Consider the following 26,724-nt stretch of genomic DNA (forward strand, 5'->3'; position numbering starts at 1 on the left):
AGACACTAGGGTCGTTATCGAGGAGGAATCATGGCGGACATGGCTCGGGAGGCCAAGCGCGAAATCGGCGCGATGGACAAGCCCGACATGCAGTGGCGGATCGTCGGCGGCCTGCTCGGCCTGGCGGTGGGCTTCTGCTCGCGTAAGGTGCTGACGTTCGCGTGGGAGAAGGCGACCGGCAAGAAACCGCCGGCGAGCGTCGACTCCCCCGACATCGGACTCGGCGAGGCGATCGCGTACGCCGTCGTGATGGGTCTGGGCATGGAGATCACGCGGATCGTCGTCACACGGTCGGCGGCGAGGAAGTGGCGCTCCTGGAAGGACGCCGCCCGGGACCTCACTCCCTAGGAGCGGCCGGCTCCCCGGACTCCAGGGCCGCGAGGAAGTCGCTGGCCCACCTGTCCACGTCGTAGGTCGCGACCCTGCGTCTGAGCGAGCGCATCCGGCGCGCCAGCTCGTGCGGGGTCGCCCGCATCGCCGCCAGCATCACCCGCTTCATGCCGGCGATGTCGTACGGGTTGACCATGTAGGACTGGCGCAGTTCGTCGGCCGCCCCGGCGAACTCGCTCAGCACGAGCGCCCCGCGCAGGTCGTGGCGGCAGGCGACGTACTCCTTGGCGACGAGGTTCATGCCGTCGCGCAGCGGCGTGACGACCATGACGTCGGCCGCGCAGTAGAGCGCCGCCAGCTCCTCCTTGTTGTACGACTGGTGGAGGTAGGAGATCGGCATCCGGCCGAGCACGCCGTGCTCGCCGTTGATGCGGCCCACCCTCAGCTCGATGTCGTTGCGCAGCCGGATGTATTCGGCGACCCGCTCGCGGGTGGGCGTGGCGACCTGCACGAAGACCGCCTCGTCCGGTTTGATCGCGCCGTCGTCGAGCAGCTCGCCGAACGCCTTGAGCCGCTGGCCGATGCCCTTGGTGTAGTCGAGCCGGTCGACGCCGAGCAGCACGTGCTCGGGATCGCCCAGCTCGGCGCGGATCTCCTTGGCCCGCTGCTGGATGCGCGGCTCCCGGACGAGCTGGTCCAGCTCGCCGAAGTCGACCGAGATCGGGAACGACTCGGCACGGACCGTCCGGTCCCCGAGCTGGATCGCGTTGCGGAGGTGCTGCACGCCGAGCAGGCGGCGGCACAGGCGCAGGAAGTTGGCGGCGCCGCCCGGCCGCTGGAAGCCCACGAGATCGGCCCCGAGCAGTCCTTCGAGGATCTCGTTGCGCCAGGGCAGCTGGTAGAACAGCTCGCCCGGCGGGAACGGGATGTGCAGGAAGAAGCCGATCTTCAGGTCGGGCCGCAGCTTCCGCAGCATCGCGGGCACGAGCTGGAGCTGGTAGTCCTGCACCCACACGACCGCGCCGGGCGCGGCGGCGTCCGCGGCAGCGCGGGCGAACCGGTCGTTGACCGCCCGGTACGCGTCCCAGAGCACGCGCGAGTAGACGGGCGTGGCGACCACGTCGTGGTAGAGCGGCCACAGCGTGGCGTTGGAGAAGCCTTCGTAGTACAGCTCGACCTCGAGCTGCGACAGCGGGATGGGAATCAGGTGCATCCCGTCGTGGTCGAAGGGCTTCAGCTCCTCCCCCGCCGCGCCGGTCCAGCCGAGCCAGGCTCCGTCACGGCGTTGCATGACGGGCGCGATGGCGGTCACGAGCCCTCCCGGGCTGCGCCGCCACTCGTTCTCGCCCACGCGGTCGACCGGCAGCCGGTTCGCGACGATCAGAAATGAGCTGGTGCCACGCATGAATCTCCTCCAGGTGGTCGCCTGTGACCACCATACGGAAAGTCACCAAGGACCCCCATACCCGTAAGAACGTGCACAATCCACGCTGGTCACTGTGAGAATGATCTCACGCAGCTCATATGGGGTCGGCAAGAGGTTTAGACCAATCGGTGACACTTCTCTACCCGGAAGATCAGGACGGCCGGAGATGCCGATTGGGTCGGGCACCGGGGCCACAAGGGAGATCGGGCGGCGCGAGGGGCCAAGCCGGACGGCAGGGTGTCAGCCGGGCGGCAGGGCTTGCTGGCGGCGCAGATCCGCGCGTACGGCGACGGCGAGTTTCCTGGTGGCTGCCCGGTTCAGCGCGCCGCCGGCCACCGCGCCGGTGAGGAAGGGGCCGAGCGTGGTGAGGTGGCGGCCGAGCGTGCGCATCAGGCGGTTGCGCAGGGCGGTCTTGGCGGCGGTCCCGAGCGCGAGCGTGGCCGAGCCGGGGGCGAGGGGGGTGACGCCCCGCTGCTTGGACCAGGCGAGCGCGAACGCGGTCGCCCTCTGGCTGCCGTTGCCGGGGACCTTCACGCCGTACACCTCGTGCAGTTCGGCGAGGAGCTTCACTTCGATGGCCGCGACGACCAGCGTCTCGGCCACGATCTGGGCGGGGGCCGACAGCAGGAGCGGCGGGGCGGCGAACTCGGCCGCGGCGAGCGCCCCGCCGACCGCGCCGACCGCCGTCGTCGCCTTCGCGGCGGTGCGGACCAGATCGTCGGCGAGTTGCTCGCCGGTGAGCCCGTAGTGGTGTTCCCGCAGTGTCTCGAGGTCCCTGACCGGTAACCGCGGGGCGATGTTCATGAAGACGTCGGCCAGCCATCGCCCCCGGCCGACCCCCCGTGCACGTGCCTTCCCGGCGGATCTCGCCAATGCCCCGCCGAGGCGGCCGAGCAGCCGACGCCGCTCGGCCCCGTCCGTCTCCTCAGGGGCGACGAGTTTGCCGACCAGGTCGGCCACCTCGTTGTTTGATTCATCCGCTGCTGAAGTCACGGACCCTCCCAAGGGTCTCCTAGGCGGCGCACTCGCGGCAGACCTGCTGGCCGTTCTTCTCTGAGGCCAGCTGGCTGCGGTGGTGCACCAGGAAGCACCGCGAACAGGTGAATTCGTCGGCCTGCCGAGGAATCACCCGCAGCGAGAGCTCCTCATTCGACAGATCCGCCCCCGGCAACTCCAACGACTCGGCCAGATCGGTCTCGTCGATGTCGATGCTGCCCGACGACTTGTCGCTCCTACGCGCCTGCAGTTCCTGGAGGCTGTCCTCGCTGAGATCGTCATCGGTCTTACGCGGGCTGTCGTAGTCGGTAGCCATCTGCTACTCCATCCCCCTCATCTATCTGCCTGCGCCTGTGTCGCGCGTGGATAACGCTCGGAAGGCCCGTGTTGTGCCCGCGGAGGCCGCTAAATTGTGCATTCGGTACCCGCTTGAACGAACACTGAACCTTCCGATACGCGAGGGGCCGTCCCACCGGGGGCTGCGGTTAGCCAAATATGGCGAAAACCACAGTATCGGCGGTATCCCCACCGCGTTCGACGGCACATCCAACCACATGTACGGCGTGCTCGCTCCATCAGCGCGCCGACTGCGGTGTCCCCGGAGATACCCCGGCCCCGGACAGACGCACCGTCACCACGAGACCGCCCCCGTCGCGGGGGACGGCGGCGACCTTCCCGCCGTGCGCGCGAACGATCGCCCGCACGATGGACAGGCCGAGACCCGCGCCCTTGGCGGACTGGACCCGGTCGGCATTCAGACGCCGGAACGGCTCGAACAGGCCCTCCACCTCGTACGCGGGAACGTGCGGTCCCGTGTTCGCGACCTGAACAACCGCACCCCCGTCCACAATTCCCGTACGGACCCATACTTTTCCGGACTCGCCGAGATTGTGCTTGATTCCGTTCTCCACGAGGTTGGAGACACAGCGTTCTATGAGAACGGGGTCGCCCGTCGTCGCCGCCGGGTGGAGGTCGTATTCGACCGTCACGCCCTCCTCCCCGGCGAAGGGGGCCAGTTGCTCCACCGCCGTCCTGGCGACCTCCTGGACGTCCAGGGGCTTTCGCACCGACAGCTCGCGCTCGCTGCGGGCGAGCAGCAGCAGGCCCTCGATCAGCCGCTCGTTGCGTGCGGTGGTGCCGAGGAGCGTGCGCCCGAGCACCTTCAGATCGTCCGACGCCTCGGGGTCGGACAGGGCCACCTCCAGCACCGTGCGGTTGATCGCCAGCGGCGTCCGCAGCTCGTGCGAGGCGTTGTCGACGAACCTCCGCTGCACGTCGAAGGCGGTGTTGAGCCGGGTGAGCATCGCGTCGAAGGTGTCGGCCAGCTCCTTCAACTCGTCGTCGGGGCCCTGGAGGTCGATGCGCTCGTGGGCGAGCGAGGTCTCCGACAGCTTCCGCGCGGTCGCCGTCATCTTGATGACGGGCCGCAGCGCCCGGTCCGCCACGACGTATCCCAGCATCAGCGCCAGGATCCCCACGCCCAGCAGGGCCAGCAGCGCCCGCTTCAGCAGCTCGGCCCGCGCCACCGCGGTGACCTCCGCCTGCGACTGGGCGAACTGGTGGTTGGCCTCGTCGATCCACTCCTGCGGCACGCTCCCGCGCGGGAAGATGATCTGCGGCACACTCTGCCAGCCGATGTCGATCGCCTGGCCGAGCAGCACGTACATGACCATCACCAGCAGCGCGCCGGCGACGAAGACCAGCGCGGCGTACGTGAGGGTCAGGCGCCAGCGGATGCTGATGCGGTTCTGCAGCGACTTGATCTCGCTGAGCAGGTTGCCCCGCTGCACGGGGTGGGCCACCAGGGGCGGCGGGCCGTCCCAGGCGGGCGGGCCGCTGGGCGGCGGCGGCACCTGGCTGCGGTAGGGACCGGTGCCCATCGGGGCCGACATCCGCGGGGTGCGACCCGCCGGAGCCCGGCCGCCGGCCGCGGCCGCCACGTCCGGCGAGGTCGTGGCGGCGTCGGATTCGGCGGGCACCGGGAGGATTTGGGGCGCCCTCCTCTCGGAGGCGTCACGCGGTTCGCTCACAAGGGCCCCCTCCCTCGGGACGCGGCGACGGCCCGGATCGTCACAGCCGGTACCCGACACCGGGCACGGTCTCGATGACCGGCGGATCGCCCAGCTTCTTGCGCAGCGTCATCATGGTCACCCTGACCACGTTCGTGAACGGGTCGATGTTCTCGTCCCACGCCTTGTCGAGCAGGTCCTCCTGGCTGACGACGGCGCCCTCGGCCCGCATCAGCTCCTCCAGCACCGCGAACTCCTTCTTGGTGAGGTGGACCTCGACCCCGTCCCTCGACACCTGGCGTTTGCCGGGGTCGAGCCGGACGCCGGCGCGTTCGAGCACGGGCGGCAGCGGCGGCGCGGACCTGCGGCCGAGCGCGCGCACCCGGGCCACGAGCTCCATGAACACGAACGGCTTGGCCAGATAGTCGTCGGCGCCCAGCTCCAGCCCCTCGACCTTGTCGTCCACGTCGCCCGCGGCCGTCAGCATGATGATCCGGGAGGCCGACCGCTCGGCGACCAGGCGGCGAGCCACCTCGTCGCCGTGCACCTTGGGCAGGTCGCGGTCGAGCACGATCACGTCGTAGTCGATGTAGCCGGTCTTCTCCAAAGCGGCGGCGCCGTCGTAGGCGACGTCCACGGCCATCGCCTCCCGGCGGAGGCCGGTGGCGATCGCGTCCGCGAGCACCCGCTCGTCCTCCACCACAAGCACGCGCATCAAGTCCTCCTAGCTGGTACGACGCCCCTCATTGTGGTCATATTCGGCGTAAGCCGCTGGTAAGCGGTTCCGGCACTCTACGTGACGTAGAGCACAGAAATTCACAGGTTTACGCTCGACCCGGACATGGGTAAGGCCCGTGACACCCTCCATTGTCGTGTGCCGGGGAATGGCGCGCCTCTCCGCAGGACCTGTGCCGTAGCCCCCCGTGACACGTTTCGCCCCCTGAGAAAGAAGGTGAGATGGGCGAGTTCACGACCACGATCGAAACCAGGCTCGACCAGGCCTACAAGGGTCTTGAAGAGGCCACCACGAGCGGGGACGACTTCCTCGCCGACACCCTCACCGCCGAGATCGAGGACCTGCACCGTCTCGCCGAGGATCACGGCATCGACATCCAGCGCTGACCGGAACCGACACTGACGAGGGGGCCCGCCGTACGGCGGGCCCCCTCGCCTGTGCGCAGGGTGAAGCCGGCGCGAACGTCACGCGAATTCACGGCTCCCGGGCCGCCTCCGCGCACGCTCCCGGCGAACAGCCGCGCTCGTGTGCTCAATCGTGCTCGGGGTCGAGGGGGACGAGCAGGTCGTGCAGTTCCTCGAAGAGCCCCGGAGCGGCGCACAGGGCCATGTCGGGACTGACCGGCCTGCCGTTCAGGCCGCCGATGCGGGCTCCGGCCTCCACGGCGACGAGGCCGGCCGCCGCGTGGTCCCAGTAGTTGGTGCCGCGCTCGTAGTAGGCGTCGACCCGGCCCGCGGCGACCGAGCAGAGATCGATCGCGCACGAGCCGCCGCGCCGGATGTCCCTGACCTGTGGCACCACCTGCGCCAGCACCTCGGCCTGCACCCGGCGCCGCCCGGCCTCGTAGCCGAACCCGGTGGCGACGAGGGCCTTGGCCAGCGGGACGCCGGTGTTGCAGCGCAGCCGCTCGCCCCTCAGCCAGGCGCCGCCGCCCTTCGACGCGGTGAACAACTCACCGCGCGGCACGTTGTGCACCACTCCGGCGACGATCTCGCCGTCCACCTCGACGCCGATGCTGACCGCCCAGTCCGGCAGGCCGTACAGGAAGTTGACCGTGCCGTCGATGGGGTCGACGACCCACCGGACGCCGCCCTCGCCGGGAGTATCGCCGCCCTCCTCGCCGAGGACCGCGTCGCGCGGCCTGGCCTCGGCGATCCTGCCGCGGATCAGTTCCTCCGCGGCCCGGTCGAGCGCGGTGACGACGTCGGTGGGGCTCGACTTGGTGGCGAGCACCTCGGGCCGCGCGGGCCGCTTGGCGAGGAGCATCTGGCCGGCCTCCTCCGCTATGCCGGCCGCCAGCTCCAGCAGCTCCTCCGCCCGCGCGCGGTCATGCCGGTACTCCCGCTCGTCCATCCTCGCCTGCCCCCTCCTCGTACGTGCTCCACCGAAGCGGCCGGCGCCCGGCTCGGGCGTCGGCCGCATGGATGACATCCTCCCAAACCGGGATCTACCGCCACTCAACGGTCAGCTCAGGGACGGCGGCCGGGTCCACTCCTCGTCCAGGACGTGCTGAGAAAGGAAGGCGAGGACGGTCTCGTACCAGGCGATCGCGTTGCCGGGCTTGAGCACCCAGTGGTTCTCGTCGGGGAAGTAGAGGAACTTCGACTCGACCCCCGACCGCTGGAGGTCCCACCACAGCCGCAGGCCCTCGCCGATCGGCACGCGGTAGTCCTTGTCGCCGTGGATCACCAGCATCGGCGTTCTGATCTCCCCGAGCGACCGGTGGGGCGACAGCCGGGCGTACCGGGCGGACCCGGGGAGGCCGAACTCCCGCTGCCAGTAGTTCGCTCCGTCGGTGGTGCCCGCGAACTGGTCCAGGTTCCACAGCGAGGCGTGCGTCACGACGGCCCGGAACCGGTCGGTGTGCCCGGCGACCCAGTTGGCCATGTAGCCGCCGAACGAGCCGCCCATCGCCGCCGTCCGCTGCTCGTCGATCTCCGGCCGCTTGAGGCACTCGTCCGTGATCGCCATGAGGTCGGCGTGGGTCACCGGCCCCCAGTCGCCCCAGCCCCGCTCGACCATGCCCTGGCCGTACCCGGTGGACAGGCAGGGGTCGGGCAGCAGCACGGCGTAGCCGTGCCGGGCCATGAGCCAGGGGTTCCACCGCCAGCTCCAGTCGTTCCAGCTCGACAGCGGGCCGCCGTGGATCCACAGCAGGAAGGGCGCCGGGTCCTCGGCCGTCGCCTCCGCGGGGACGACCAGCCAGCCGCGGATCTCGGTCCCGTCCTCGGCCGTCGCGCTCACCTCGGTCAGCGTGCCGGGCAGGTCGAGCGCCGGCGTGGGCGAGGGCAGCGTGGTCACCGAGCCGTCGGCGGCGATCCGCACCGGCCGCGGCGGCGAGTCGACCGCGCCGCGCAGAGCGTAGACCGAGCCGTCCGGCGCCGGGCACAGCTCGGCGTACGCACCGTCGTCCGGGGTCACCCGGGTGACCTCGCCGTCGAGGGGGACGCCGTCGAGGGAAACGCGGAAGACCGGCCGGCGGCCCTGGTGGTCGGCGGCGAAGAAGAGCTCCTGGGAGGAGGGCGCCCACGCGACCGCCGCGGGGAAGATCTCCGCGGCGACCGCGCGTCCCTCGCCCGTGTCCAGGTCGACCACCCACAGGTCGAGCGCGACCGCCGTCTCCTCGGCGCCGTGCCGCTCCCGCACGCAGGCGACCAGGCGCCCGTCGGGCGACACCGTGACCGGACCGCCGAAGTCGTGCCCGCCGGACGTCGCGAGCGTGCGCCGGGACCCGTCCGCGACGTCGATCGCGACCAGGTCCCAGCGGACGTCGCCGTTCGGGAGCGGTGCCCGCCAGGTCGCGACCACGGTCCGCCCGTCGGGGGTGAGGTCGAACGACATGTGCTCGTCCAGCGCGCCGCCGGGTGCGGGCGTGAGATCGCGCACGTCCTCCAGGCCCTCGCGTACGGCGCGGCCGGCGAACAGCCGCGTCTGCGCCGGGCCGAGGTCGTGGTCCCAGTAGCGCACCGGGTAGCCCTCGTGCAGGATCGCGCTGACCCCGGCCTCCTCGCGGGCCTTGCGGCGCTCCTCCTCGGTGGCGGCGTCGCCGGGCAGCACCTCGGAGGAGTAGACGACCGTGCCGCCCGCCGCCCGCACGCCGCCGATCCCGCCGGGGCGGGTGGCGACGCGCACCGGCTCGCCGCGCTCGGGCAGCAGCCACAGGGCGGCGCTGTCGCCACCGGCCTCCTTGGCCGTCTCGTCGGGCCTGCGGGAGACGAACAACAGGGTCCCGTCGGGCGCGAACTCGGCCCCCGCCTCCCCCTTCGCCGACCGTGTCAGCCGGCGGGGCTCGCCTCCGGGGTCCTGGGGGATCTCCCACAGCGCGGCGCCGTACGACTTGCCGTCGGCGTTGAGCGACTGGACCACGGACACGAGCCGGGTCCCGTCGGGCGACAGCCGCAAGGAGTTCACGCGTGGCAGGGCCGTGTATTCGCGGATGTCCGGAAATTGGCTCACCGCTCGAACCTACTCCGTGACGCACGCACCACCCAAGCCGTCAGGCGCGGGCGGAACCGTCGTACCGCCCGCGTAAGGTGTGGCGCATGGGGAGCACCAACGGATACGACGCCCTGCTCGTCGTCTCCTTCGGCGGGCCGGAGAAGCCCGAGGACGTCATGCCGTTCCTGGAGAACGTCGTGCGCGGCCGGGGCGTGCCACGCGAGCGGCTGCTTGAGGTCGAGGCGCACTACCAGGGGTTCGGCGGGGTCAGCCCGATCAACCAGCAGTGCCGTGACCTGATCGCCGCGCTCGACGTGGACCTGCCGGTCTACTGGGGCAACCGCAACTGGCACCCGTTCCTTGAGGACACGGTCCGGCGGATGAAGGACGACGGCGTCCGCAAGGCGGCGGCCTTCGTCACCGCGGCCTACAGCTCCTACTCGTCCTGCCGGCAGTACCTCGACGACATCGCCCGTGCCCGCGCCGCCGTCCCCGGCGCACCCGAGATCGTCAAGCTCCGCCACTACTACGACCATCCCGGATTCATCGCGGCGATAGCCGACCACACTCGCGAGGCCCTCGATCGCCTGCCGGCCGACGTCCGCGAGCAGGCCCGCCTCGTCTTCACCGCGCACAGCATCCCCGTCTCCATGAACCGCACGGCCGGGCCCGCGGGTGGCGCGTACGAGGCCCAGCTCAGGCGGGCCGCCGAACTGGTGACCACGCAGGTCGACGAGGGACGGGCCTGGGACCTGGTCTGGCAGAGCCGCAGCGGCCCGCCGCAGGTGCCCTGGCTGGAGCCCGACGTGTGCGACCACCTGGAGGCGCTGCACGCCGAGGGCGTGCGGTCGGCGGTCCTGGTGCCCATCGGGTTCGTCTCCGATCACATGGAGGTCGCCTACGACCTCGACGTGGAGGCCGCGGCCACGGCCGAGAAGCTCGGCATGGCCCTCACCAGGGCGTCGACCGCAGGCACCCACCCGCGGTTCGTGTCGATGGTGGCCGAGCTGCTCGCCGAGCCCGAGCCCGTGCCGTGCGCGGCGACCTGCTGCCCGGCGCCCGTCCGGCCCGCCCACGGGCCGGGCCGGTAGCGGCCCGCCGTCGCGGGTCCCCCGGCTCTGTCAGGAGGCGTACGTGCGGGCGTACGCCTCCGCGAGCGACAGGACCTTGTTCACGTAGTCCCAGGAGTGGTTGTAGAACCACACGGCCTTCCTGAGCTTGTCGCCCCCCGCCCCGGCCCCGTTGGCGCACAGGTATTTGGCCGCCGACGGCACCGCGTCGTAGGGGCTCCAGATGTCCGCCGCGCCGTCACCGTCGCCGTCCACGCCGTACGTCTTCCAGGTGGCGGGCATGAACTGCATCGGCCCGAGCGCCCCCGCCGACGAGGGGCCGTTGTTGCGGCCGTGGCTGCTCTCGACCTGGCCGATCGCGGCGAGGACGGTCCACGAGAGGCCGGGGCAGACAGTGGCGGACCTCTGGTAGAGGTCGAGGTAGCTTGTGGGCCGTCCCACCAGGGCCTGCCCCGGCGTGGCCGTGGGCCGCGGCCGTACGGCGGCCTCGCCGACCCTCACGACCTGCGCGCCCTTGCCGAGCAGGCGCGCGACCGACTTGTCGCTCACCTTGCCCGGGTCGCCGTGGACCAGCACCACGACGCCGCCGGGGAAGCCGAGCTTGCGGCCCAGGTCCTGGCTGACCAGGCCGTCGACGCCCGGCAGCCCGAGCGAGGCCGAGGCCGCCACGCGCAGCCGGGGGCCCCGGTCGATCTGGTACTCCGCGCCGAGCCGCATGCCGAGACGTTTGACCGTGGCCGCGTCGGCGACCATCTCGCCCCGCGCGAGCGCGCTCCACACCTCCGGGTGATCGGCCACGTTCTTCGGCGTCCACGACCGGAACGTGGCCGGGTCGACCGCGAGCAGCCGAAGGGTCGTGCCGGACACGCGCACGGCGCCGCCGTCGGCGACCGCCACCTTCTGCACGTGCCGCAGCTTGGCGATCTTCAACAGGGTGCTCTGCGGCACCCGCTTCGGGGAGATCGCCAGCAGGTGCGGCAGCGTGACCTGCACGCCGGGCCCGCCGACGACGGGCGCGCTCGACGGCAGCGTGCGATCGGGCATGAGGCTTCCCGCCGTCGCCCGCGCGGCCGGAAGGGGGTTGTCGGCCCGGGTGCGGTCCGTCTCCGCCCGGCCGCCGCCGGCCGCCAGCGCGCCGTCACCGGGCCAGGTGACCAGGAAGGCGGTGCCCGCGGTCATGACGCTCAGGATCACGACCGCGAGGCCGGACACGATCGGGCGCAGCCGCATGGAGGTGGAATGAGTGGACGACCTCACTTCAGCCCCTCCACCCCCGGCACGGAAAAATCACTTGCCTCATGATAGGCGGGTACGCGATGGTCAAACCGGAGACAAACGCCGTCCGCGTGTCCCGGGGCCGCCCGGGGCCGCCGCCGCTGTCGAACGGCCGGCCCGGACGCACACGCACTACAGTGCCGGACACCGTAGTGCCGAACACAGTGCCGAAGGGGAACACACCATGGTCGGGCCGTATCGGGGGCTGTTCGGCACGCCCGGAGTCAAGGGCTTCGTCATCACGGGATTCATCGGGCGGGCGCCCATGTCGATGCTCGGCATCGGCGTCATCCTGCTGATCACCGCCATCACCGGCTCGTACGCGAAGGCGGGCGCCGTGGCGGCGACCTTCTCGATCGCGGTCGCCGTGGCCGGGCCCCTCGCGGGGCGGCTGGTGGACCGGTTCGGCCAGGCGCGGGTTCTGCTCCCCCTGGTGCTGCTGCACGCCTGCTCGCTCACCACCCTGATGTTGTGCGCGCACGCCGGGGCTCCCGAATGGACGCTGTACGCCGCGGGCGCGGCGTCCGGGGCCACCGGGATCTCGCTCGGCTCGATGGTCCGGGCCCGCTGGACGCACGTGCTCGACGACCCCGCCAAGCTGCACACCGCGTTCTCGTTCGAGTCCGTGGCCGACGAGCTGATCTTCGTCGGCGGCCCCGCCTTCGTGACCGCCCTCACGATCGCGATCAACCCGTACGCGGGCCTGATCGCCGCGATCGTGCTGACCGTGTCGGGCACGCTGGCGTTCGCCTCCCTCCGCGGCACCGAACCGCCTGCCGTACGGCACCGGGGGGCGGCCGGGTCCCCGATCGCGATCCCGGGCGTGGCGCTGCTGTCGGCGGTGTTCCTGGCCATGGGCGCGGTGTTCGGTTCCGTCGACATCATCACCGTGGCCTTCGCGGAGGAGCACGGCAGCAAGGGCGCGGCCGGTCTGCTCCTCGCGTCGATCGCATGCGGCAGCGCGGTCTCCGGCCTGTGGTACGGCTCGCGGCACTGGAAGATCAGCATGCGTGCCCGGTTCGTCCGCGGCCTGTCGCTGTTCGCCGCCGGTCTCACGCCGGTGCTGCTCATGCGCGACGTGCGGGTCATGGCGCTGGCGCTCTTCATCGCCGGCCTGTCCATCTCGCCCACCATCATCACCGGGTTCTCGCTGGTGGAGCGCATGGTCCCGGCGGCCCAGCTCAACGAGGGCATGGCGTGGATCACCACCTCGATCAACCTTGGCGTGGCCGTGGGCTCCTGGGCCGGCGGACGGCTGACCGACGCGTTCGGGGCGTCCAACGCGTACGGCTTCTCCTATGCCTGCGCGCTGCTCGCGGCCGTCGTGGGCCTCGGCGGTTCGGCACTGGTCCGGGTGCGTCACCAGCACACGAACTGAGACCTCCGGCCCCGTAGGCAGCGGGCCGACTCATGAGTAGTGTTCATGTCCACCCCGAGGCAGGTGCCGGGGCGAGGAGGAGCATGGACGCCTTCGTCAACTGGGCGCGCAACCAGTCGGCCACCCCCTCGGAGGTCCGCGTCCCCGCGTCGGCGTCCGAGGTCGCCGACGCCGTACGGGAGGCCGCGAAGACCGGCCGGCGGGTGCGCATGACCGGCACGGGACACTCCTTCACCGGGGTCGCGCTCACCGACGGCATCCTGCTGCGCCCCGGCGCGCTGACCGGCGTCCTCGACGCGGGCGACGGGTGGGTCACGGTCGCCGCGGGCACCCCGCTCCACGCGCTCAACGAGGAGCTCCACCGGCGCGGCCTGGCCCTGGCGAACATGGGCGACATCACGGCCCAGACCGCCGCCGGGGCGATCCAGACCGGGACCCACGGCACCGGTAGGCACGTCGGCGGCCTCGCCGACCAGGTCGTCGAACTGGAGATGGTGCTCGCCGACGGCTCCGTGACGACCGTGCGCGAGGGCGACCTGTTCGACGCGGCGCGGGTGGGCCTCGGCGCGCTCGGCATCCTCACCGCCGTCACGTTCCGGGTCGAACCCGCGTTCCTCCTGCGCAACCGCCGCGATCCGATGGCGTTCAGCCGGATCCTCGACCAACTGGACGACCTGACGGAGGCCGACGACCACCTCGACTTCTTCTGGCTCCCGCACACCGACACCTGCCTGGTCAAACGCAACAACCGCCACCCCGGCCCCGCCCGGCCGCCGGCCGCCTTCAAGCGCTGGCTCGACAACGTCTTCCTGGAGAACACGCTGTTCGGCGCGGCCTGCGCCCTCGGGGCCCGCTTCCCCGGCGCGGTGCCCGCGATCAACGGGATCTCCGCGCGCATGCTCGGCTCGTCGGAGTGCGTCGACACCTCTTACAAGATCTTCACGTCCGTGCGCGAGGTCCGCTTCCTGGAGATGGAGTACGCCGTCCCGCGCCACCACCTCGCCCAGGCCCTGCGGGAGACCCGGGACCTCGTGGAGCGGTCGGGCTGGCCGATCACCTTCCCGGTCGAGGTGCGGGTCACTCCGCCCTCGGACGCCTGGCTGTCCACCGCGTACGGCAGGCCCTCGGCGTACGTCGCCTGCCACGTCTACCGCCAGGCGCCCAACCCCGCGTACTTCGAGGGAGTGGAGGAGATCATGGTCAGGCTGGGGGGCCGGCCCCACTGGGGCAAACTGCACACCCGCGACGCGGACTACCTGCGTGGCGTGTATCCGAGGTTCGGCGACTTCCTCGCGCTGCGCCGCGAGATGGACCCGGACGGGCTGTTCTCCAACGATTACCTCGACCGGGTGCTCGGCGCGTCGCGGGAAGGCTGACCCCATCGCCGCGTAAAGTCCCTCTCCACGGTCCGGCGTCTTCCGCGTGTCGCGTTGCCCGCGCCGGCCCTCGGGCAGGCACATTGCGGAGCACGGGCACACCAGAGCCCGGCGCGCCACTCGAACCCGAGGGAGCAAGCAGGAATGAGACCCTCCCGCAGGTCCGGCCGGACGGCGTACGGCACGGTCACACCGCCGTGCGCCGCGCCCGTGCCGTACGGACGGGCGGTGGGCGCGCACCACCTGAGGAGACACGACCCTCGCTCTCGCCTTCCGGGCCGGATCGGCGGCGCGGCCGCCGCCTGCGCACTGCCGCTTCCGGACGACCGACAGGTTGCGGAAAGGTGAACACGAAAAATGTGACCGGGGTCACAACACCTGCCTCGCCCCCTGGCGAGGCGATGTTCGGACATGCCGGGTACGGTGCTGGAAGGCAACCGGTTCACGCGAGAGACTCAAGGGTCCGGGGGAAGACAGAGCACGACGACGAAGGGACTCGCATGCAGGAGCTCCGTCTCGTCGCGGTAAGTGAAGACGGAACGTACCTCGTCCTGGCGACAGCCGGGCGGGGCACGCGCTTCACGCTGCCCGTCGACGACCGGCTCCGCGCTGCGGTTCGCGGCAACTTCTCCCGTCTCGGCCAGTACGAGATCGAAGTGGAGAGCCCGTTGCGTCCCAAGGAGATCCAGGCGCGCATCCGTGCCGGCGAGACGGCGGAGGAGATCGCGGCCACCGCCGGTATTCCGGTGGAGAGAGTCCGTTGGTTCGAGGGACCGGTTCTCCAGGAGCGCGAGTACATGGCCCAGCAGGCCCAGCGGGTCGCGGTCCGGATGCCGGGCGAGACGACCCCCGGGCCCACGCTCGGCGAGCTGGTCGCCGAGCGGTTGACCCGGCGCGGCGTGCCCGCCGACGAGATCGACTGGGACTCCGCCAAGCGCGACGACAACCTGTGGCGGGTGCGGCTCGGCTTCGTCTGGAACGGTCACACCCGCCACGCCGAGTGGCTCTTCGACCCGCGCCGCCGCCACATCACCCCGAACGACGACGAGGCCATGCGCCTGTCGGCCGCCGAGTACGTCGAGCCCGAGCGGGACAACGCCACCGTGCGCCCCTTCATGCCCCGCCTCGCGTCCAAGCTCGCCCCGGTGCCGCCGCTGCCCGAGGTGACCTCTTCCCGCCGCGACGAGCCGGGTCTCGGCGTGCCTGCCATACGCTCCGAGCCCGCCGCGCTTCCCGAGCCCCTGCCGCCGCCTCGGCTGAGCCCGCCGCTGCGCGCGGAGACCGTACGGCACGAGCGGCCTGAGCCGTATGCCGACGAGCCGTCGGCGTACCGGCCCGAGCCGTACGCGGACGAGCCGGCGGCGTACCGGCCCGAACTGACCCCGGTGCCCTTCCGGCTGCCGCAGTCGCTCATCGCCGCGCACGATGCCGTGCTCCCGCCGCCCACCGCCGAACCCAGGGTGGAGCCCACCCCGCAGGCCGGATCCACCGCGCAGGCCGGATCCACCCCGCAGGCCGCTCCTTCGCGTACGCCCGCCGGCCCCGTCCCGGCCACCGACCCCGCCCCTGCCCCTGCCCCCGGCGGCGTTCCGGACGCTCCGGACTCGAACGCCGCCGGAGACGGCGCGGTCCGCGTGGGCGGTCGAGACGCCGCGGGACCGCAGGCCGCGTCCCGGCCGCCCGCGGATGCCGTCGCACCCGCGCCGGTTGCGGACACCGCCGCATCGGTCCCCGTGACCGACGGGAACAGCGCCACCTCGGTCCCCGTGACCGACGGGAACAGCGCCACCTCGGTCCCCGTGACCGACGGGAACAGCGCCACCTCGGTCCCCGTGACCGACGGGGACAGCGCCGTATCGGTCCCCGTGACGGGTGGGGACAGCGCCGCCGGTGAGACTGCGGTCGCCGAACCGGCGTCCCTCCCGCAGGAGCCCGCCGTCCCGGACGAGGCTCCCCACATCCCGACCGGCGTGACGCCGTCCAGTGGCGCGGCGGACACCCAGGAGGCCGTGCGCCCGGCGACGCCGCCCGCGGACCACGTGGCCGCCGAGGACTCGGCGCCCGCCGGCACCAGCACGCCCGCGGCCACCACGGCGATCACGAGCACCACGGCGACAGCCAGCACCACGTCGACTCCGGAATCCGCCGCGGGCTCCGGCCTGGACTCCCGTCCGGACTTCCGTCCGGACTCCACTGAGCACGCCACTGAGCAATCCACTGGGCAGCCCACTGCGCAATCCACTGAGCACTCCACTGGGCAGTCCACTCCGGACTCCGGGGCGACAGGCCCCGGGGTGACGGACGTCGTAGCCGCTGCCTCGTCCTCCCAGGACGCCGAGGGCTCCGTCCGCGAAAGCGCGGAGCCCCCCATGCAGGCCAGCGTGCAGGCTGCCGCAGCCACGGAGGCCGCGAGTCCGGCCGAGCCCTCGACCGCCGTGTCCGCGTCGCGGCCGGTCCAAAGCACGGTCACGGAAACGGCGGCGGACGCGGGCGCGGGCGCAGCCACGGACACGGACGCAGCCACGGGGGCGACAGCCGACCCGGCCGAGGGCGGCGCGGCGAACGAAGCGTCGCCGGCGGCCGCGGTTCCGGTCTCCGTTCCCGCGCCGGCTCCGCCGGTGGAGCCCACGAAGGAGCCCGCTCCGAGCCCTGCGGCCGACGCCACGGTGGTGAGTGTGCCCGCGCAGAGCGCGCCCTCGGAGGACACTGCGACGCCCACCTCAGCACCCACGGCTCCGAAGCCCATTCCCAAGCCCACTCCCAAGCCCGCTCCGAAGCCCAGCCCAGCGCCTGCCGCTCCTGCCGCACCGGCGACTCCGGCCGCGGCCCCGGCGGCACAGGCCACGCCACAGGGCCCCGCCGCGCAGCCCGCGGCCGAGGCCACTCCCGCGCCGCAGGCACCTGCACGGCAAGCACCCGCGGCCCAGGCTCCCGCAGCCCAGGCACCCGCGGCCGCCCCGGCGCCCCGGACAGGGGACGCCGGGAAGAACCAGCGCGCGGGCGACGGGTCCAAGGACGGGGCGAAGGAGGCGCAGAAGGAGGCTCCGAAGGACGCCAAGCCCGACACGCCCGCCCCGCCCGTGCCGAAGCCGGCTCCCCCGCGGCCCCGCAAGTCGCGCGGACGCCGGGCGTCGGTGCCGACCTGGGACGAGATCATGTTCGGCGCGCGCAAGCAGGATTGACCGCGCAGGACGCGGCACGGCACCTGGGGCGGAGCCGCCCACGGAGCCGGCATCGTCACACCGGCGGATGAGGGCCGGCCGGCGGGTTCGCGAACTCGCCGGCCGGCCCTCCGCCGTCTGCCGGGCCGTGCCCCTCGGTCCCGAACACTCCGTTGCCCCAAGGACGCGTCCGGGACGCTTGTCGATTCGCGGCGTGACCAGACGCGCTCGTCCCGGCATCCCACGCGAGCAGGGCCGTACGGGACCGTCCGGAACAGTTCCGCACGATCATGAGCCTTGTCACGCGGCCCGTCGATCGAAGATCTTCCGTGGTGCACCCCCTCTCCCGGCACCCGGCCGGAGCTCGGGGGCTTCCCCGGAGGTTCTCCTTGCATCCACGATCATGGTGGAAACGCGTTCGCGTGATCGCGGCGGCAGCTGTTGTTGCCGCCGGCACGCTGGTCGCGCTCCCCCAGGCGGCGCACGCGGCGGTCACGGGGCCACCGCCGCAGGCGTCCGCCTTCGATCACGTGCTCTACTGGAACACCGTCTTCCTCGACACCATCCGCACCCTTCCCCGCGACGGCGTCGACCCGCAGCACAGCCACGACGGGGACCCGACCTTGCTCGCGCGGGCCGGCGCCATGCTGCACATCGCCGTCCACGACGCGAACTGGCCGGCCGCGCCGGTCACGTACCTGCCCAAGATCACGCAGCAGAACCCGAACGACTCGATAGAGGCCACGATGGACGCGGCGGCGCACCGCGTGCTCGAACACCTCTATCCCTACATCGACTTCGACGCGAACCTGGCCTACGCGCTCGCGCAGATCCCCTCGTCGGTGCCGTCCCGCTACGTCCAGGGCGGCCGGACCGACGGCGAGAGGATCGGCGACCTGATGATCGCCGAAAGGTCGGGGGACGGGCCGGCGTTCGACCTCTCATACACAGAGGGGACGGTCCCCGGCGCGTGGCGGCAGACGGGCTCCGGACCGGCGGTGGCGCCGAACTGGTGGAAGCTCAAGCCGTTCGCCATGACGTCCCCCACGCAGTTCCGGCCGCCGCCGCCCGGCGGCTTCACCTCCTACGACCAACTCGTCCGCAGCTCCCAGTACGCCCAGCAGGTCAACGAGGTCAAGGCGTATGGCGGGGCGAAGAACCCGACCTCGCGGTCCGCCGACCAGACGCAGGCGGCGTTCTTCTGGGCCAACGACGGCAAGGGCACCTATCGGCCGGTGGGGCAGCTGTTCGCCATCACCCAGACGGTCGCCAGGCAGAGGGGGCTGAGGCAGAACGAGACGGCCGAGTTGTTCAACCTCGTGTCCATGGCGCTGGCCGACGCGTCGATCATCGCCTGGGGAGCGAAGTTCGACACGCCGATCGACCTGTGGCGGCCGGAAAGCGCCATCAAGCTGGCCGACACGAGCCTCAATCCCGCCGTCACACCCGATTCCTCCTGGGAGCCGCTGTCGGTGAACGCCGCCGGGCAGCACTTTTCGCCGCCCTTCCCCTCGTACATATCGGGGCACGCCACGTTCGCGGGCGCATGGGCGGGCGTGATGCAGAGGTGGTTCGGGCACAACCTGACCTTCACCGCGCCCACCGACGATCCGAACGCCAACCCGAAGACCAGGACCTTCACGAGTTTCGAGCAGGCCGCCGAGGAGGACGCCCTCAGCCGGCTCTGGCTCGGCGTCCACTACCGCTGGGACGCCGACCGCGGACTCGACGCGGGATTCAACCTGGGTGACTTCGTCTACGTGACCAAGCGCGACCAGGGATAGGAACCGAGCACCCGACCTCCAGGCCCTCCGGGCGGCGCAACCCGCCGACCCGGGGGGCTGCCTCGCGTCATCGATCTTTGTTAGTGTTTCGCCCGGATCGACGCCGAAGCGTGGCTTGGGAGGATCGTCGTGTCAGGGCCGTTCAGCGTGCCTCCCCAGCCCGACGGCGTGACCACCGCGGCCGAATTCGTCGCCGCTCTGGGCCGTCTCCGCCAGTGGTCCGGGCTGACTTACCGGCAGCTCACGGCCGCCGCGAAGGCGTCGGGAGACGTGCTGCCCCCCAGCACGATCGCGGGAGCACTCGGGCGCACGACCCTCCCGAGGGAGGAGTTCGTGGCGGCTTTCGTGCGAGCCTGCGGGCTCGGCGAGGCCGAGACGGCGCGCTGGGTGGCGCACAGAAAACGGCTGGCCGCCGGCATGGCGCCTCCGGCCGATCCCCACGACGCGGCAGCAGGCCCGGACCGGCCGCCCGTCCCGCCGGAGCAGCCCGGCCCGGATGGGCGGCCCGATCAGGCCGACCGCTTCGAGCCCGGCCGTCTCGACGGGCGCGAACAGACCGGTCCCCCAAACTCTGCCGGACCGCGCGACCCCACCGAACCGCGCGACGCCGCCGTGCCACGCGACCCGGCCGGACCGGGCGCGGACGCCGTACGGCCGCAGACCCGGGCGCTGCGACGGTTCGTCATAGCCGGGGCCGTTGTCCTGGTCCTGCTCCTCGCCACGGGCACGGTCCTGTCGCAACTGCGTGTCTCCTGGGCCGGCGGCCGCGCACGGCCCTCGGCCTTCCCCACCGCGACGACCGGGAGCGGCCTGACCCCGCCCTCCGCCGCACCGGCGGCCGGAAGCGGCCGCACCCCGCCCGACGGCTGGTATCACATCGTCCCGTCGCACGTCGCCGACCGCGACCTGTGTATCGGGGAGGGACGCGAGCGCAACAGGCGGACCGACCGGCCACTGGCCGTCCAGCGGAGCTGCCGGGATATCGTCCCCGACACCTACGTGCAGTCGGTCGGCGGCGGCGCCTACGAGATCCAGTGGCATCATCCCAAGGAGGGCGTCGGCTGCCTCACCGTCGACGAGGCGCTGCGCGGCCCTGACGTGCTGATCGCTCCCGAGAACTGCTCCGGCGCGGCGCACCAGCGGTTCCTGCTGGAGCCCGCGGGGGCCGGGTTCGCCCTGCGTCCCCTGCACAGCGGGCTGTGCCTGGGAGCGCTGTACGGCGAGCCCGACGTGACCCCAGGCGCTGAGCTCGCCCAGGAGTCCTGCACCGGGCGGCGTGACCAGGTGTTCCTCTTCCGCCCGGCGCCCGCCCCCACCTGGACGCCTCGCTGATCCGGACTCGCCGATCGGGCTCGCTGTCCGGGCCGAGCTCCCACCAGCCCGGAGAACAGCAACAGTGACCTCTCCCTGCATGCTCCTGCCCACGCCTAACCAGTTGGTCCGGGTTCCTCGCCGTACGGTGGGTGCGGCGCGCACATACCTCTTATGATCGTTAACGCATGGGTTCATCACTCGGAGCATCGATCGCGCGGAAGGCGACGAATGACGGAGACAGGACGCGTTCCGCAGGGTGTTGATCCGAGAGTCCCGAGCGTGGCGCGCATCTACGACTACTTCCTCGGCGGCAAGGACAACTTCGCCTCCGATCGCGAGGCCGCCGACCGGGTCATCCGGCTCGGCCGCGAGCAGGGGTACGACATCCCCGCGCTGGCCCGCGCCAACCGCGCCTTCCTGGTGCGGGTGATCAGGGAACTGACCGATGCCGGCGTGCGCCAGTTCCTCGACATCGGGACCGGCCTGCCCACCCAGCAGAACGTGCACCAGGTCGCCGCGACGTTCGGTCCGCGTTCCCGCACCGTCTACGTGGACAACGATCCGACGGTTCTCGTGCACGCACGCGCCATCCTCGCCGACACGCCCGACACGGTCGTCGTGGAGGGGGATCTGCAGCGGCCCGGCGAGATCCTCGCCGACGAGCGGGTCCGCGCTCACCTGGACTTCGACCGGCCGGTGGCGATCCTCGCGCTGGCGGTCCTGCACTTCTTCACCGACGACGCGGAGGTGAGCCGGATCATCTCGAATCTGCGGGACGGGCTGCCCTCCGGCGGCTACCTCGCCATCTCCCACACCTATGTCCGCCGCTCCGACCAGAACAATGTGGAGCAGGCACAGTCGGTCTACGGCAAGACCTCCGCCGGGGGCTTCGTGCACCGTGGACCCGAGGAACTCGCCGCCATGCTGAACGGCATGGAGATTCTGGAGCCCGGCGTCGTGCCCGTCGAGCTCTGGCGTCCCCGCCACGACCAGTACCCGGGCGACCCCGGCAACAGCGGTTACATCGGAGTCCTGGCCCGCCGCCCCTGAGTCCTCGCCCAGCCCTCTCCGCCTTCTCAGCCGCGCCGTCAGCGATATGTCAGCGGCTGACGGCCGCCCTCAGAGCCGTGTCAGCGTCGCCCCGCAGAGTGGAGGCGCACACGACCGGAGGAGACGACATGGGCTATGCGATCCAGGCCGATGGCCTGGCGAAACGGTACGGCGAGACGAGGGCGCTCGACGGGGTGGACCTTGAGGTGCCGCAGGGCCGCCTCCTGGGCGTCCTGGGCCCCAACGGGGCGGGGAAGACCACGGCGGTGCGAATCCTGGCGACGCTCGTGCGGCCGGACGGGGGCGGGGCGCGCGTGTCGGGGTTCGACGTGGTCCGGCAGGCGCACCAGGTGCGCTCGCTCATCGGGCTGACCGGGCAGTACGCGGCCGTCGACGACGCCCTCACCGGGGTCGAGAACCTCATGATGATCGGCCGCCTGCTGGGCCTGACGAGGGCGGACGCACGGCGCCGGGCCGACGGCCTGCTCGACCGCTTCGCGCTCACCGACGCGGGCGGGCGGGCGGCCAAGACCTACTCGGGCGGAATGCGCCGCCGGCTCGACCTCGCCGCGAGCCTCGTCGGCCGCCCCCGGGTGCTGTTCCTGGACGAGCCGACGAGCGGCCTCGACCCGCGCAGCCGCACCGAGCTGTGGGGCGTCGTCCGCGGCCTGCAGGACGAGGGCGTGACCGTCCTGCTCACCACGCAGTACCTGGAGGAGGCCGACCGGCTCGCGGACGACATCGTGGTGTTCGACCACGGAAAGGTCATCGCGAGCGGCACGCCGGACGACCTGAAGGCGGCGACCCGGGGCCAGGTCCTGGAGGTGCGGCCCATCGAGGCCACGTACCTCGATCTCGTCCGCCGCGTGGTGGCCGACGTGCTCGACGTCACGCCGGAGGTCTCCCAGGGCCAGGTAACGGCTCCGGTGCGCGACCCCGCGGCCGTCCCCGCGATCGTACGGCGCCTCGACGACCTCGACGTGGTCGCGGCGGAGCTGTCGCTGCGCCGGGCGAGCCTCAACGAGGTGTTCCTCGCACTGACCGGGCACCGCGCCGAGGACGAGCAGCAGGGCGCCGAGGCCGCGGCGTGAGCCCGCGACGGGAGCCGCAGGACGCACCAAGCGACGAGGAGAGAAGATGACCACGATCACCCAGACCGCGCCCGCGGTCGCGGCGTCCTCCCGGCCGGGCGCGGGAGCGGCCCTGCGCCAGACGATGACGCTCGCCTGGCGGAGCATGGTGCAGATCAAGCACAACCCGATGGAGCTGCTCGACCTCAGCGTGCAGCCGATCATGTTCCTGCTGCTGTTCACCTACGTGTTCGGCGGCGCGATCGCGGGGTCCACGGGCGACTACCTGCAGTTCGCGCTGCCTGGCCTGGTCGCGCAGAACATGCTGTTCGCGAGCATGACCACGGCCGTCGGATTGAACGTCGACATCGCCAAGGGCGTGTTCGACCGGCTGCGCAGCCTGCCGATCTCCCGCTCCGCCCCGCTGGCCGGGCGCATCGTCGCCGACACGCTGAAGCAGGTGTGGGCGTTCGCCCTGTTCCTCGGGCTGGGCCTGGTGCTCGGGTTCCGCGTGCACACGGGGATCGCCGGGGTGCTGGGCGCACTCGCGCTGCTGCTGGCGTTCGCACTCGCGATGTCGTGGACGGCGGTGCTGGTCGGGGTCACGGCCGCGAGCATGGAGAAGGTACAGATCCTGATGTTCTCGCTGATGATGCCGATCACCTTCACCAGCAACGCCTTCGTCGCCACCGACACCATGCCGTCCTGGCTGCAGAAGTGGGTGGAGGTCAACCCGGTCAGCCACCTGGCTGACGCCGTACGCGGACTGCTCGGCGGCGGGCCGGTCGCGTCGGACGCCACGATCTCGCTGCTGTGGGCCGCGGGCATCGCCGTCGTCGTCGCCCCGCTCGCCGTCCGCGCCTTCCGCAACCGCATCTGAAAGCAGCGCTGCGGGGTGCCCGCGGTCGCGGACTCACGTCCTACGGGACGCGAGGGCCAGCACCTCGTCGCGCCGCAGGGCGCGCCCGCGCTCACCGCACCGGGAGAACTCCACGGACCCGAGCACGGCCCGCACGGCGTCGGCCACCCTCCGGTGGTCGACGCTCGGGTCGTGGACGAACCCGCGGACGGCCTCCGCCCCGCCGAGGATGACGGCGGCCCGCGCGTGGTCGCCCTCGTGGACGGCGAGCGCCGCGTGCCCGACGAGCGCGTGCCCGACGACCGGGGCGTCGCCGGACTTCACCGCGAGGGCCAGCGCCCTGTCGTGCAGGGTGCGGGCCGCCGCCGCGTCTCCCTCCTGCCCGGCCAGCATGCCGAGCGAGGTCGTCAGCGTCGCCTCGAACTGGGGGATGGCCGGCGTGGACCGGAGCAGCCGGACGGCCTCGTCGTAGTGACGCCGCGCCGTCTCGAGGTCGCCGTCCGCTCGGGCGAAGTCGCCCCGCACGTGCCGCACCCCGGCCAGCCCGATGGGGTCGCCGGTGGCGCCGCACAGCCGCTCGGTCTCCCGCAGAGCCGCCTCGGCGGCCTCCCGGTCGCCCGCCGCGCTCAGCGCGACCGCCAGGCGGGTGCGCAGGAACGGCGTCTCCTCGACGGCCCCGACCTCCTCCAGGAGCGCGATCGCCTCCTTCATGAGGGGCACGGCCTTCCGGAGGTCGCCGCGCATCACGTTCGTCTCCGCGAGGACGCTCAGGCAGTTCCCCACCCCCCACCGGTCTCCGACCGTCCTGAACGTGTCGAGCGCGAGCACCAGGTCGGCCTCGCCCTCCTCGGAACGTCCCGCGTTGAAGTGCAGGTGGGCGCGGAAGATACGGGCGGAGGCGGCGACCCAGCCGTCCGGATGTCCGAGCAGCGGCTCCAGCTGAGCCTCCGCCTCCTGCCGCAGGCCGGAGAACATCGACATGATCGGCATCGCGATCGCCACGAGGGGGTGCGGAGCGGCGTCCCGGATGCCGCGCGCGTAGCGGGCCGTGACCGCCAGGCTCCGCCCGGCCTGCGCCAGGTTCCCCTCCCCGCCCGCACTCGTGATGCCGTGCACCGCGTGGGCCAGCGCCAGCCGCGCGGGGTCGCCGTCGTCGCCCGCCAGGGCCAGCGCCTCCGCCGACCGCTGGGCGCCCTCCAGCCGCTGGCCGGACAGCCACCAATACCACCCGAGTCCGCCGACCAGGCGCAGCGCGAGGTCCGCCTCGGCCTCCTCGCAGGCCCATCTGAGGGCCGCCGACAGGTTGTCGTGTTCCGCCGACAGCCGGGCCAGACACACGAGCTGCTCCGCACCGCGCAGGTGTGGCTCGGTGTCCGCGGCGAGGCGGGCGAAGAACTCTGCGTGGGCGAGCCGCACCTTCCGCTCCTCACCCGACTCGGCCAGGCGTTCCGCGGCGTACGCCTTGATCGTCTCCAGCATGCGGTAGCGGCCGCCGTCGAACACGACCAGCGACTTGTCCACCAGCCTGCCGAGCACGTCGATGTCGCCCTCGCAGACCTGCTCGGCGGCCTCCAGCGTGGCCCCGCCCGCGAACACCGCCAGCCGTGCGGCGAGCGCGCGCTCGCCGGCGTCGAGCAGGTCCCAGCTCCACTCCACGACGGCGCGGAGCGTCTGGTGGCGGGGCACGGCCGTACGGCTTCCGCCGGTGAACAGCCGGAACCGATCGCCGAGCCGCTCGGCGATCTGCCCGGCCGACAGCATGCGGAGCCGGGCGGCGGCCAGCTCGATGGCAAGCGGCATGCCGTCGAGCTCGCGGCAGATGCGCTCGACGGCGTCGCGCTCGCCGTCCACCAGATAGCCGGGCCGTTTGGCGGCCGCCCGCTCGGCGAACAGCCGCACGGCGTGACCGGCCCCGAGCGGCCCGACCGGCCACAGCCGCTCTCCGGTGATGCCGAGCGGCTCCCTGCTGGTGGCGAGGATGCGCAGGCCGGGGCACTCGGCGAGGAGCCGGTCGGCGAGCGCGGCGGCCGGCTCGATCACGTGCTCGCAGTTGTCCAGCACGATCAGCGTGTCGCGCGCCGCCAGAGCGGAGACGAGCCGGGACACCGGGTCGGACTCCCCACCCGGCGCGGACGGCATGGCGGGCGCCGCGCGCACGGGCACCAGGCCGGTGTCGCGCAGGCCGAGCGCGGTCAGGGCGGCCTGCGGCACCTCCGCCGCGTCCCCGACGGGTGCGAGCTCGACCAGCCAGACGCCGTCGGGCATGCGCGCGGCGATCGCCTCGGCCGACTCCACCGCGAGCCTCGTCTTGCCCGCACCGCCCGGGCCGAGCAGTGTGACCAGGCGGTCGGCGGCGAGGAGCCCGCCGATCCTGCGGACGTCGTCGTCCCGGCCGACGAAGCTGGTCAGCCGCGCACTCAGGTTGCCCCGGCGCGCAGCGCGCGGCGACGGCCCGTCCACCGGGGCGAGCCCCTGCTCCATCCGGGCGAACCTCCTGGGCGTCACCCCGGGTGACGGGCGGGTTCCCTCCTCGGGTGCCTCGCCCCTCAGCATCGCGAGGTGAAGCCCGGCCAGAGCCGGCGAGGGGTCGGCCCCGAGCAGGTCGGCGAACACGGACCGGGCCTCCTCGTAGGCGGCCAGCGCCTCGACCCGGCGGCCCGCCCCGTAGAGGGCGCGCATGAGCTGCCCGTGCGGCCGTTCCCGCAGCGGGTGGGCGGCGACGAGCAGCCGCAGCTCCGAGATCAGGTCGGCGTGCCGGCCCAGGGCCAGCTCCGCCTCGATCCTGTCCTCGGCGGCCGCGATCCTGAGCCCCTCCAGCCGGGCCACCTCGACCTCGGCGTCCGGCAGGTCGGTCAGCGGAGCGCCGCGCCACAGGCCGAGCGCCTCACGCAGCAGGCCGGCGGCGTAGCCCGGATCGCCCGCGGCCAGCGCCGCGGCGCCCTCCCCCGCGAGGCGGGCGAACCTGTGGAGGTCCACCTGGTCGGGGGAGACGGCCAGGCGGTAGCCGGACGGCCCGCCGACCACCAGGCCACGGTCGACCGTGGCCCGTAGCCGGGACACCAGCGCCTGCAGGGCGTTCCCCACGCCGCTGGGCGGGCGGTCGTCCCACACCCCCGCCACGAGCGCCTCGGTGGAGACGGTGCGCCCGGCGTCCAGCAGCAGGAGCGTCAGCAGGGCCCGCAGCCGCCGCCCGCCGACCTCGACCGGCTGCCCGTCGCGCCGTACGTCGAGGGGGCCCAGAACGGCGAAGCTCATGCCCACTCCCGGCGTGTCCCCCTGCATGCCTCGATTGTGGCGGATAAGGGCACTCGGAGCCTCACACCCCCACATACCGGTTCTCCGCACGTACCGATCGATTCGGGAGAACGCGGAGGTCAGCGCCTCGCACGGCCCCGGTCATCGGTACGGATCACCGCGATCCGGTCGGGGCACGTGTCCAATCCGCGTAGCAT

At 72.4% G+C, this 26,724-nt stretch carries 20 protein-coding genes; 11 read left to right on the plus strand and 9 right to left on the minus strand.

Annotated features, from left to right (window positions below; genetic code table 11):
* The first annotated feature begins 30 nt into the window (after positions 1–30).
* On the plus strand, positions 31–348 hold the full coding sequence (locus tag FLX07_RS16915; RefSeq protein ID WP_223853495.1) for a DUF4235 domain-containing protein: 318 nt from the start codon (positions 31–33) through the stop codon (positions 346–348).
* Here the strand turns inward: FLX07_RS16915 and FLX07_RS16920 are convergent.
* The 5 genes from FLX07_RS16920 to FLX07_RS16940 all read right to left on the minus strand — a co-directional run bounded on the left by FLX07_RS16920 (position 338) and on the right by FLX07_RS16940 (position 5,476).
* Complete coding sequence (locus FLX07_RS16920) at positions 338–1,735, minus strand: alpha,alpha-trehalose-phosphate synthase (UDP-forming) (RefSeq protein WP_142571765.1); 1,398 nt, start codon at positions 1,733–1,735, stop codon at positions 338–340. The two genes, FLX07_RS16915 and FLX07_RS16920, sit on opposite strands and share 11 nt — an antisense overlap.
* 261 nt (positions 1,736–1,996) lie before the next feature.
* Positions 1,997–2,749 carry a hypothetical protein gene (locus tag FLX07_RS16925; RefSeq protein ID WP_229689800.1) on the minus strand — a complete coding sequence of 251 codons (753 nt, stop codon included), beginning with the start codon at positions 2,747–2,749 and terminating at the stop codon, positions 1,997–1,999.
* 19 nt (positions 2,750–2,768) lie between these two features.
* Positions 2,769–3,068, minus strand: coding sequence for a DUF4193 domain-containing protein (locus FLX07_RS16930; RefSeq protein WP_030454398.1), 300 nt, complete (start codon positions 3,066–3,068; stop codon positions 2,769–2,771).
* Positions 3,069–3,327: 259 nt separating this feature from the next.
* Positions 3,328–4,731, minus strand: a complete 1,404-nt coding sequence (locus tag FLX07_RS16935; RefSeq protein ID WP_229689801.1) for a sensor histidine kinase — start codon at positions 4,729–4,731, stop codon at positions 3,328–3,330.
* A 91-nt stretch (positions 4,732–4,822) separates the two neighbouring features.
* Positions 4,823–5,476, minus strand: a complete 654-nt coding sequence (locus FLX07_RS16940; RefSeq protein WP_142571766.1) for a response regulator transcription factor — start codon at positions 5,474–5,476, stop codon at positions 4,823–4,825.
* A gap of 242 nt (positions 5,477–5,718) precedes the next feature.
* On the opposite strand from FLX07_RS16940, the gene FLX07_RS36475 reads away from it, so the two are divergent.
* The gene (locus FLX07_RS36475; RefSeq protein ID WP_167530612.1) at positions 5,719–5,883 is read left to right on the plus strand and encodes a hypothetical protein; all 165 of its coding nucleotides are present in this window, start codon (positions 5,719–5,721) and stop codon (positions 5,881–5,883) included.
* Between the two features lie 145 nt (positions 5,884–6,028).
* Here the strand turns inward: FLX07_RS36475 and FLX07_RS16945 are convergent, their stop codons facing one another.
* A complete protein-coding gene (locus tag FLX07_RS16945) occupies positions 6,029–6,850 on the minus strand; it encodes an inositol monophosphatase family protein (RefSeq protein WP_142571767.1) in 822 nt (273 codons plus the stop codon).
* A gap of 111 nt (positions 6,851–6,961) precedes the next feature.
* Complete coding sequence (locus FLX07_RS16950; RefSeq protein ID WP_142571768.1) at positions 6,962–8,953, minus strand: S9 family peptidase; 1,992 nt, start codon at positions 8,951–8,953, stop codon at positions 6,962–6,964.
* A gap of 86 nt (positions 8,954–9,039) precedes the next feature.
* Here FLX07_RS16950 and FLX07_RS16955 point away from each other — a divergent pair, with 86 nt between their 5' ends.
* The gene (locus FLX07_RS16955; RefSeq protein WP_142571769.1) at positions 9,040–10,026 is read left to right on the plus strand and encodes a ferrochelatase; all 987 of its coding nucleotides are present in this window, start codon (positions 9,040–9,042) and stop codon (positions 10,024–10,026) included.
* A 30-nt stretch (positions 10,027–10,056) separates the two neighbouring features.
* Here FLX07_RS16955 and FLX07_RS16960 read toward each other — a convergent pair whose 3' ends face one another.
* A complete protein-coding gene (locus FLX07_RS16960) occupies positions 10,057–11,262 on the minus strand; it encodes a lytic transglycosylase domain-containing protein (RefSeq protein WP_229689802.1) in 1,206 nt (401 codons plus the stop codon).
* Between the two features lie 202 nt (positions 11,263–11,464).
* Between FLX07_RS16960 and FLX07_RS16965 the strand changes: the two genes are divergently transcribed.
* The 8 genes from FLX07_RS16965 to FLX07_RS17000 all read left to right on the plus strand — a co-directional run bounded on the left by FLX07_RS16965 (position 11,465) and on the right by FLX07_RS17000 (position 23,293).
* Positions 11,465–12,658, plus strand: a complete 1,194-nt coding sequence (locus tag FLX07_RS16965) for an MFS transporter (RefSeq protein ID WP_142571770.1) — start codon at positions 11,465–11,467, stop codon at positions 12,656–12,658.
* Positions 12,659–12,741: 83 nt separating this feature from the next.
* On the plus strand, positions 12,742–14,034 hold the full coding sequence (locus tag FLX07_RS16970; protein WP_142571771.1) for a D-arabinono-1,4-lactone oxidase: 1,293 nt from the start codon (positions 12,742–12,744) through the stop codon (positions 14,032–14,034).
* Positions 14,035–14,534: 500 nt separating this feature from the next.
* Complete coding sequence (gene sepH, locus FLX07_RS37040; protein WP_208762244.1) at positions 14,535–17,216, plus strand: septation protein SepH; 2,682 nt, start codon at positions 14,535–14,537, stop codon at positions 17,214–17,216.
* Positions 17,217–17,617: 401 nt separating this feature from the next.
* Positions 17,618–18,979 (plus strand): vanadium-dependent haloperoxidase, encoded by a 1,362-nt coding sequence (locus FLX07_RS16980; protein WP_167748272.1) that lies wholly within the window; start codon positions 17,618–17,620, stop codon positions 18,977–18,979.
* Positions 18,980–19,108: 129 nt separating this feature from the next.
* A complete protein-coding gene (locus FLX07_RS16985; protein ID WP_142571773.1) occupies positions 19,109–20,311 on the plus strand; it encodes a helix-turn-helix domain-containing protein in 1,203 nt (400 codons plus the stop codon).
* Positions 20,312–20,521: 210 nt separating this feature from the next.
* The gene (locus tag FLX07_RS16990) at positions 20,522–21,343 is read left to right on the plus strand and encodes an SAM-dependent methyltransferase (RefSeq protein WP_142571774.1); all 822 of its coding nucleotides are present in this window, start codon (positions 20,522–20,524) and stop codon (positions 21,341–21,343) included.
* 128 nt (positions 21,344–21,471) lie between these two features.
* The gene (locus FLX07_RS16995; RefSeq protein ID WP_142571775.1) at positions 21,472–22,434 is read left to right on the plus strand and encodes an ATP-binding cassette domain-containing protein; all 963 of its coding nucleotides are present in this window, start codon (positions 21,472–21,474) and stop codon (positions 22,432–22,434) included.
* 46 nt (positions 22,435–22,480) lie between these two features.
* Entirely contained in the window at positions 22,481–23,293 is an 813-nt protein-coding gene (locus FLX07_RS17000; RefSeq protein ID WP_142571776.1) for an ABC transporter permease, read from the plus strand.
* Positions 23,294–23,326: 33 nt separating this feature from the next.
* On the opposite strand, the gene FLX07_RS17005 is transcribed toward FLX07_RS17000, so the two are convergent.
* Positions 23,327–26,554 (minus strand): AfsR/SARP family transcriptional regulator, encoded by a 3,228-nt coding sequence (locus tag FLX07_RS17005; RefSeq protein ID WP_167748273.1) that lies wholly within the window; start codon positions 26,552–26,554, stop codon positions 23,327–23,329.
* Positions 26,555–26,724 lie beyond the last annotated feature (170 nt).

Origin of the sequence: Microbispora bryophytorum (genome assembly GCF_006874465.1) — a bacterium.
Lineage (GTDB): Bacteria > Actinomycetota > Actinomycetes > Streptosporangiales > Streptosporangiaceae > Microbispora > Microbispora bryophytorum.

Bases quoted from the DNA above. Each gene is read 5' to 3' on its own strand.
- FLX07_RS16915 (WP_223853495.1), top strand. From the start codon at position 31: ATGGCGGACATGGCTCGGGAGGCCAAGCGCGAAATCGGCGCGATGGAC.
- FLX07_RS16920 (WP_142571765.1), bottom strand. From the start codon at position 1,735: ATGCGTGGCACCAGCTCATTTCTGATCGTCGCGAACCGGCTGCCGGTC.
- FLX07_RS16930 (WP_030454398.1), bottom strand. From the start codon at position 3,068: ATGGCTACCGACTACGACAGCCCGCGTAAGACCGATGACGATCTCAGC.
- FLX07_RS16940 (WP_142571766.1), bottom strand. From the start codon at position 5,476: ATGCGCGTGCTTGTGGTGGAGGACGAGCGGGTGCTCGCGGACGCGATC.
- FLX07_RS36475 (WP_167530612.1), top strand. From the start codon at position 5,719: ATGGGCGAGTTCACGACCACGATCGAAACCAGGCTCGACCAGGCCTAC.
- FLX07_RS16945 (WP_142571767.1), bottom strand. From the start codon at position 6,850: ATGGACGAGCGGGAGTACCGGCATGACCGCGCGCGGGCGGAGGAGCTG.
- FLX07_RS16955 (WP_142571769.1), top strand. From the start codon at position 9,040: ATGGGGAGCACCAACGGATACGACGCCCTGCTCGTCGTCTCCTTCGGC.
- FLX07_RS16965 (WP_142571770.1), top strand. From the start codon at position 11,465: ATGGTCGGGCCGTATCGGGGGCTGTTCGGCACGCCCGGAGTCAAGGGC.
- FLX07_RS16970 (WP_142571771.1), top strand. From the start codon at position 12,742: ATGGACGCCTTCGTCAACTGGGCGCGCAACCAGTCGGCCACCCCCTCG.
- sepH (WP_208762244.1), top strand. From the start codon at position 14,535: ATGCAGGAGCTCCGTCTCGTCGCGGTAAGTGAAGACGGAACGTACCTC.
- FLX07_RS16990 (WP_142571774.1), top strand. From the start codon at position 20,522: ATGACGGAGACAGGACGCGTTCCGCAGGGTGTTGATCCGAGAGTCCCG.
- FLX07_RS16995 (WP_142571775.1), top strand. From the start codon at position 21,472: ATGGGCTATGCGATCCAGGCCGATGGCCTGGCGAAACGGTACGGCGAG.
- FLX07_RS17000 (WP_142571776.1), top strand. From the start codon at position 22,481: ATGACCACGATCACCCAGACCGCGCCCGCGGTCGCGGCGTCCTCCCGG.
- FLX07_RS17005 (WP_167748273.1), bottom strand. From the start codon at position 26,554: ATGCAGGGGGACACGCCGGGAGTGGGCATGAGCTTCGCCGTTCTGGGC.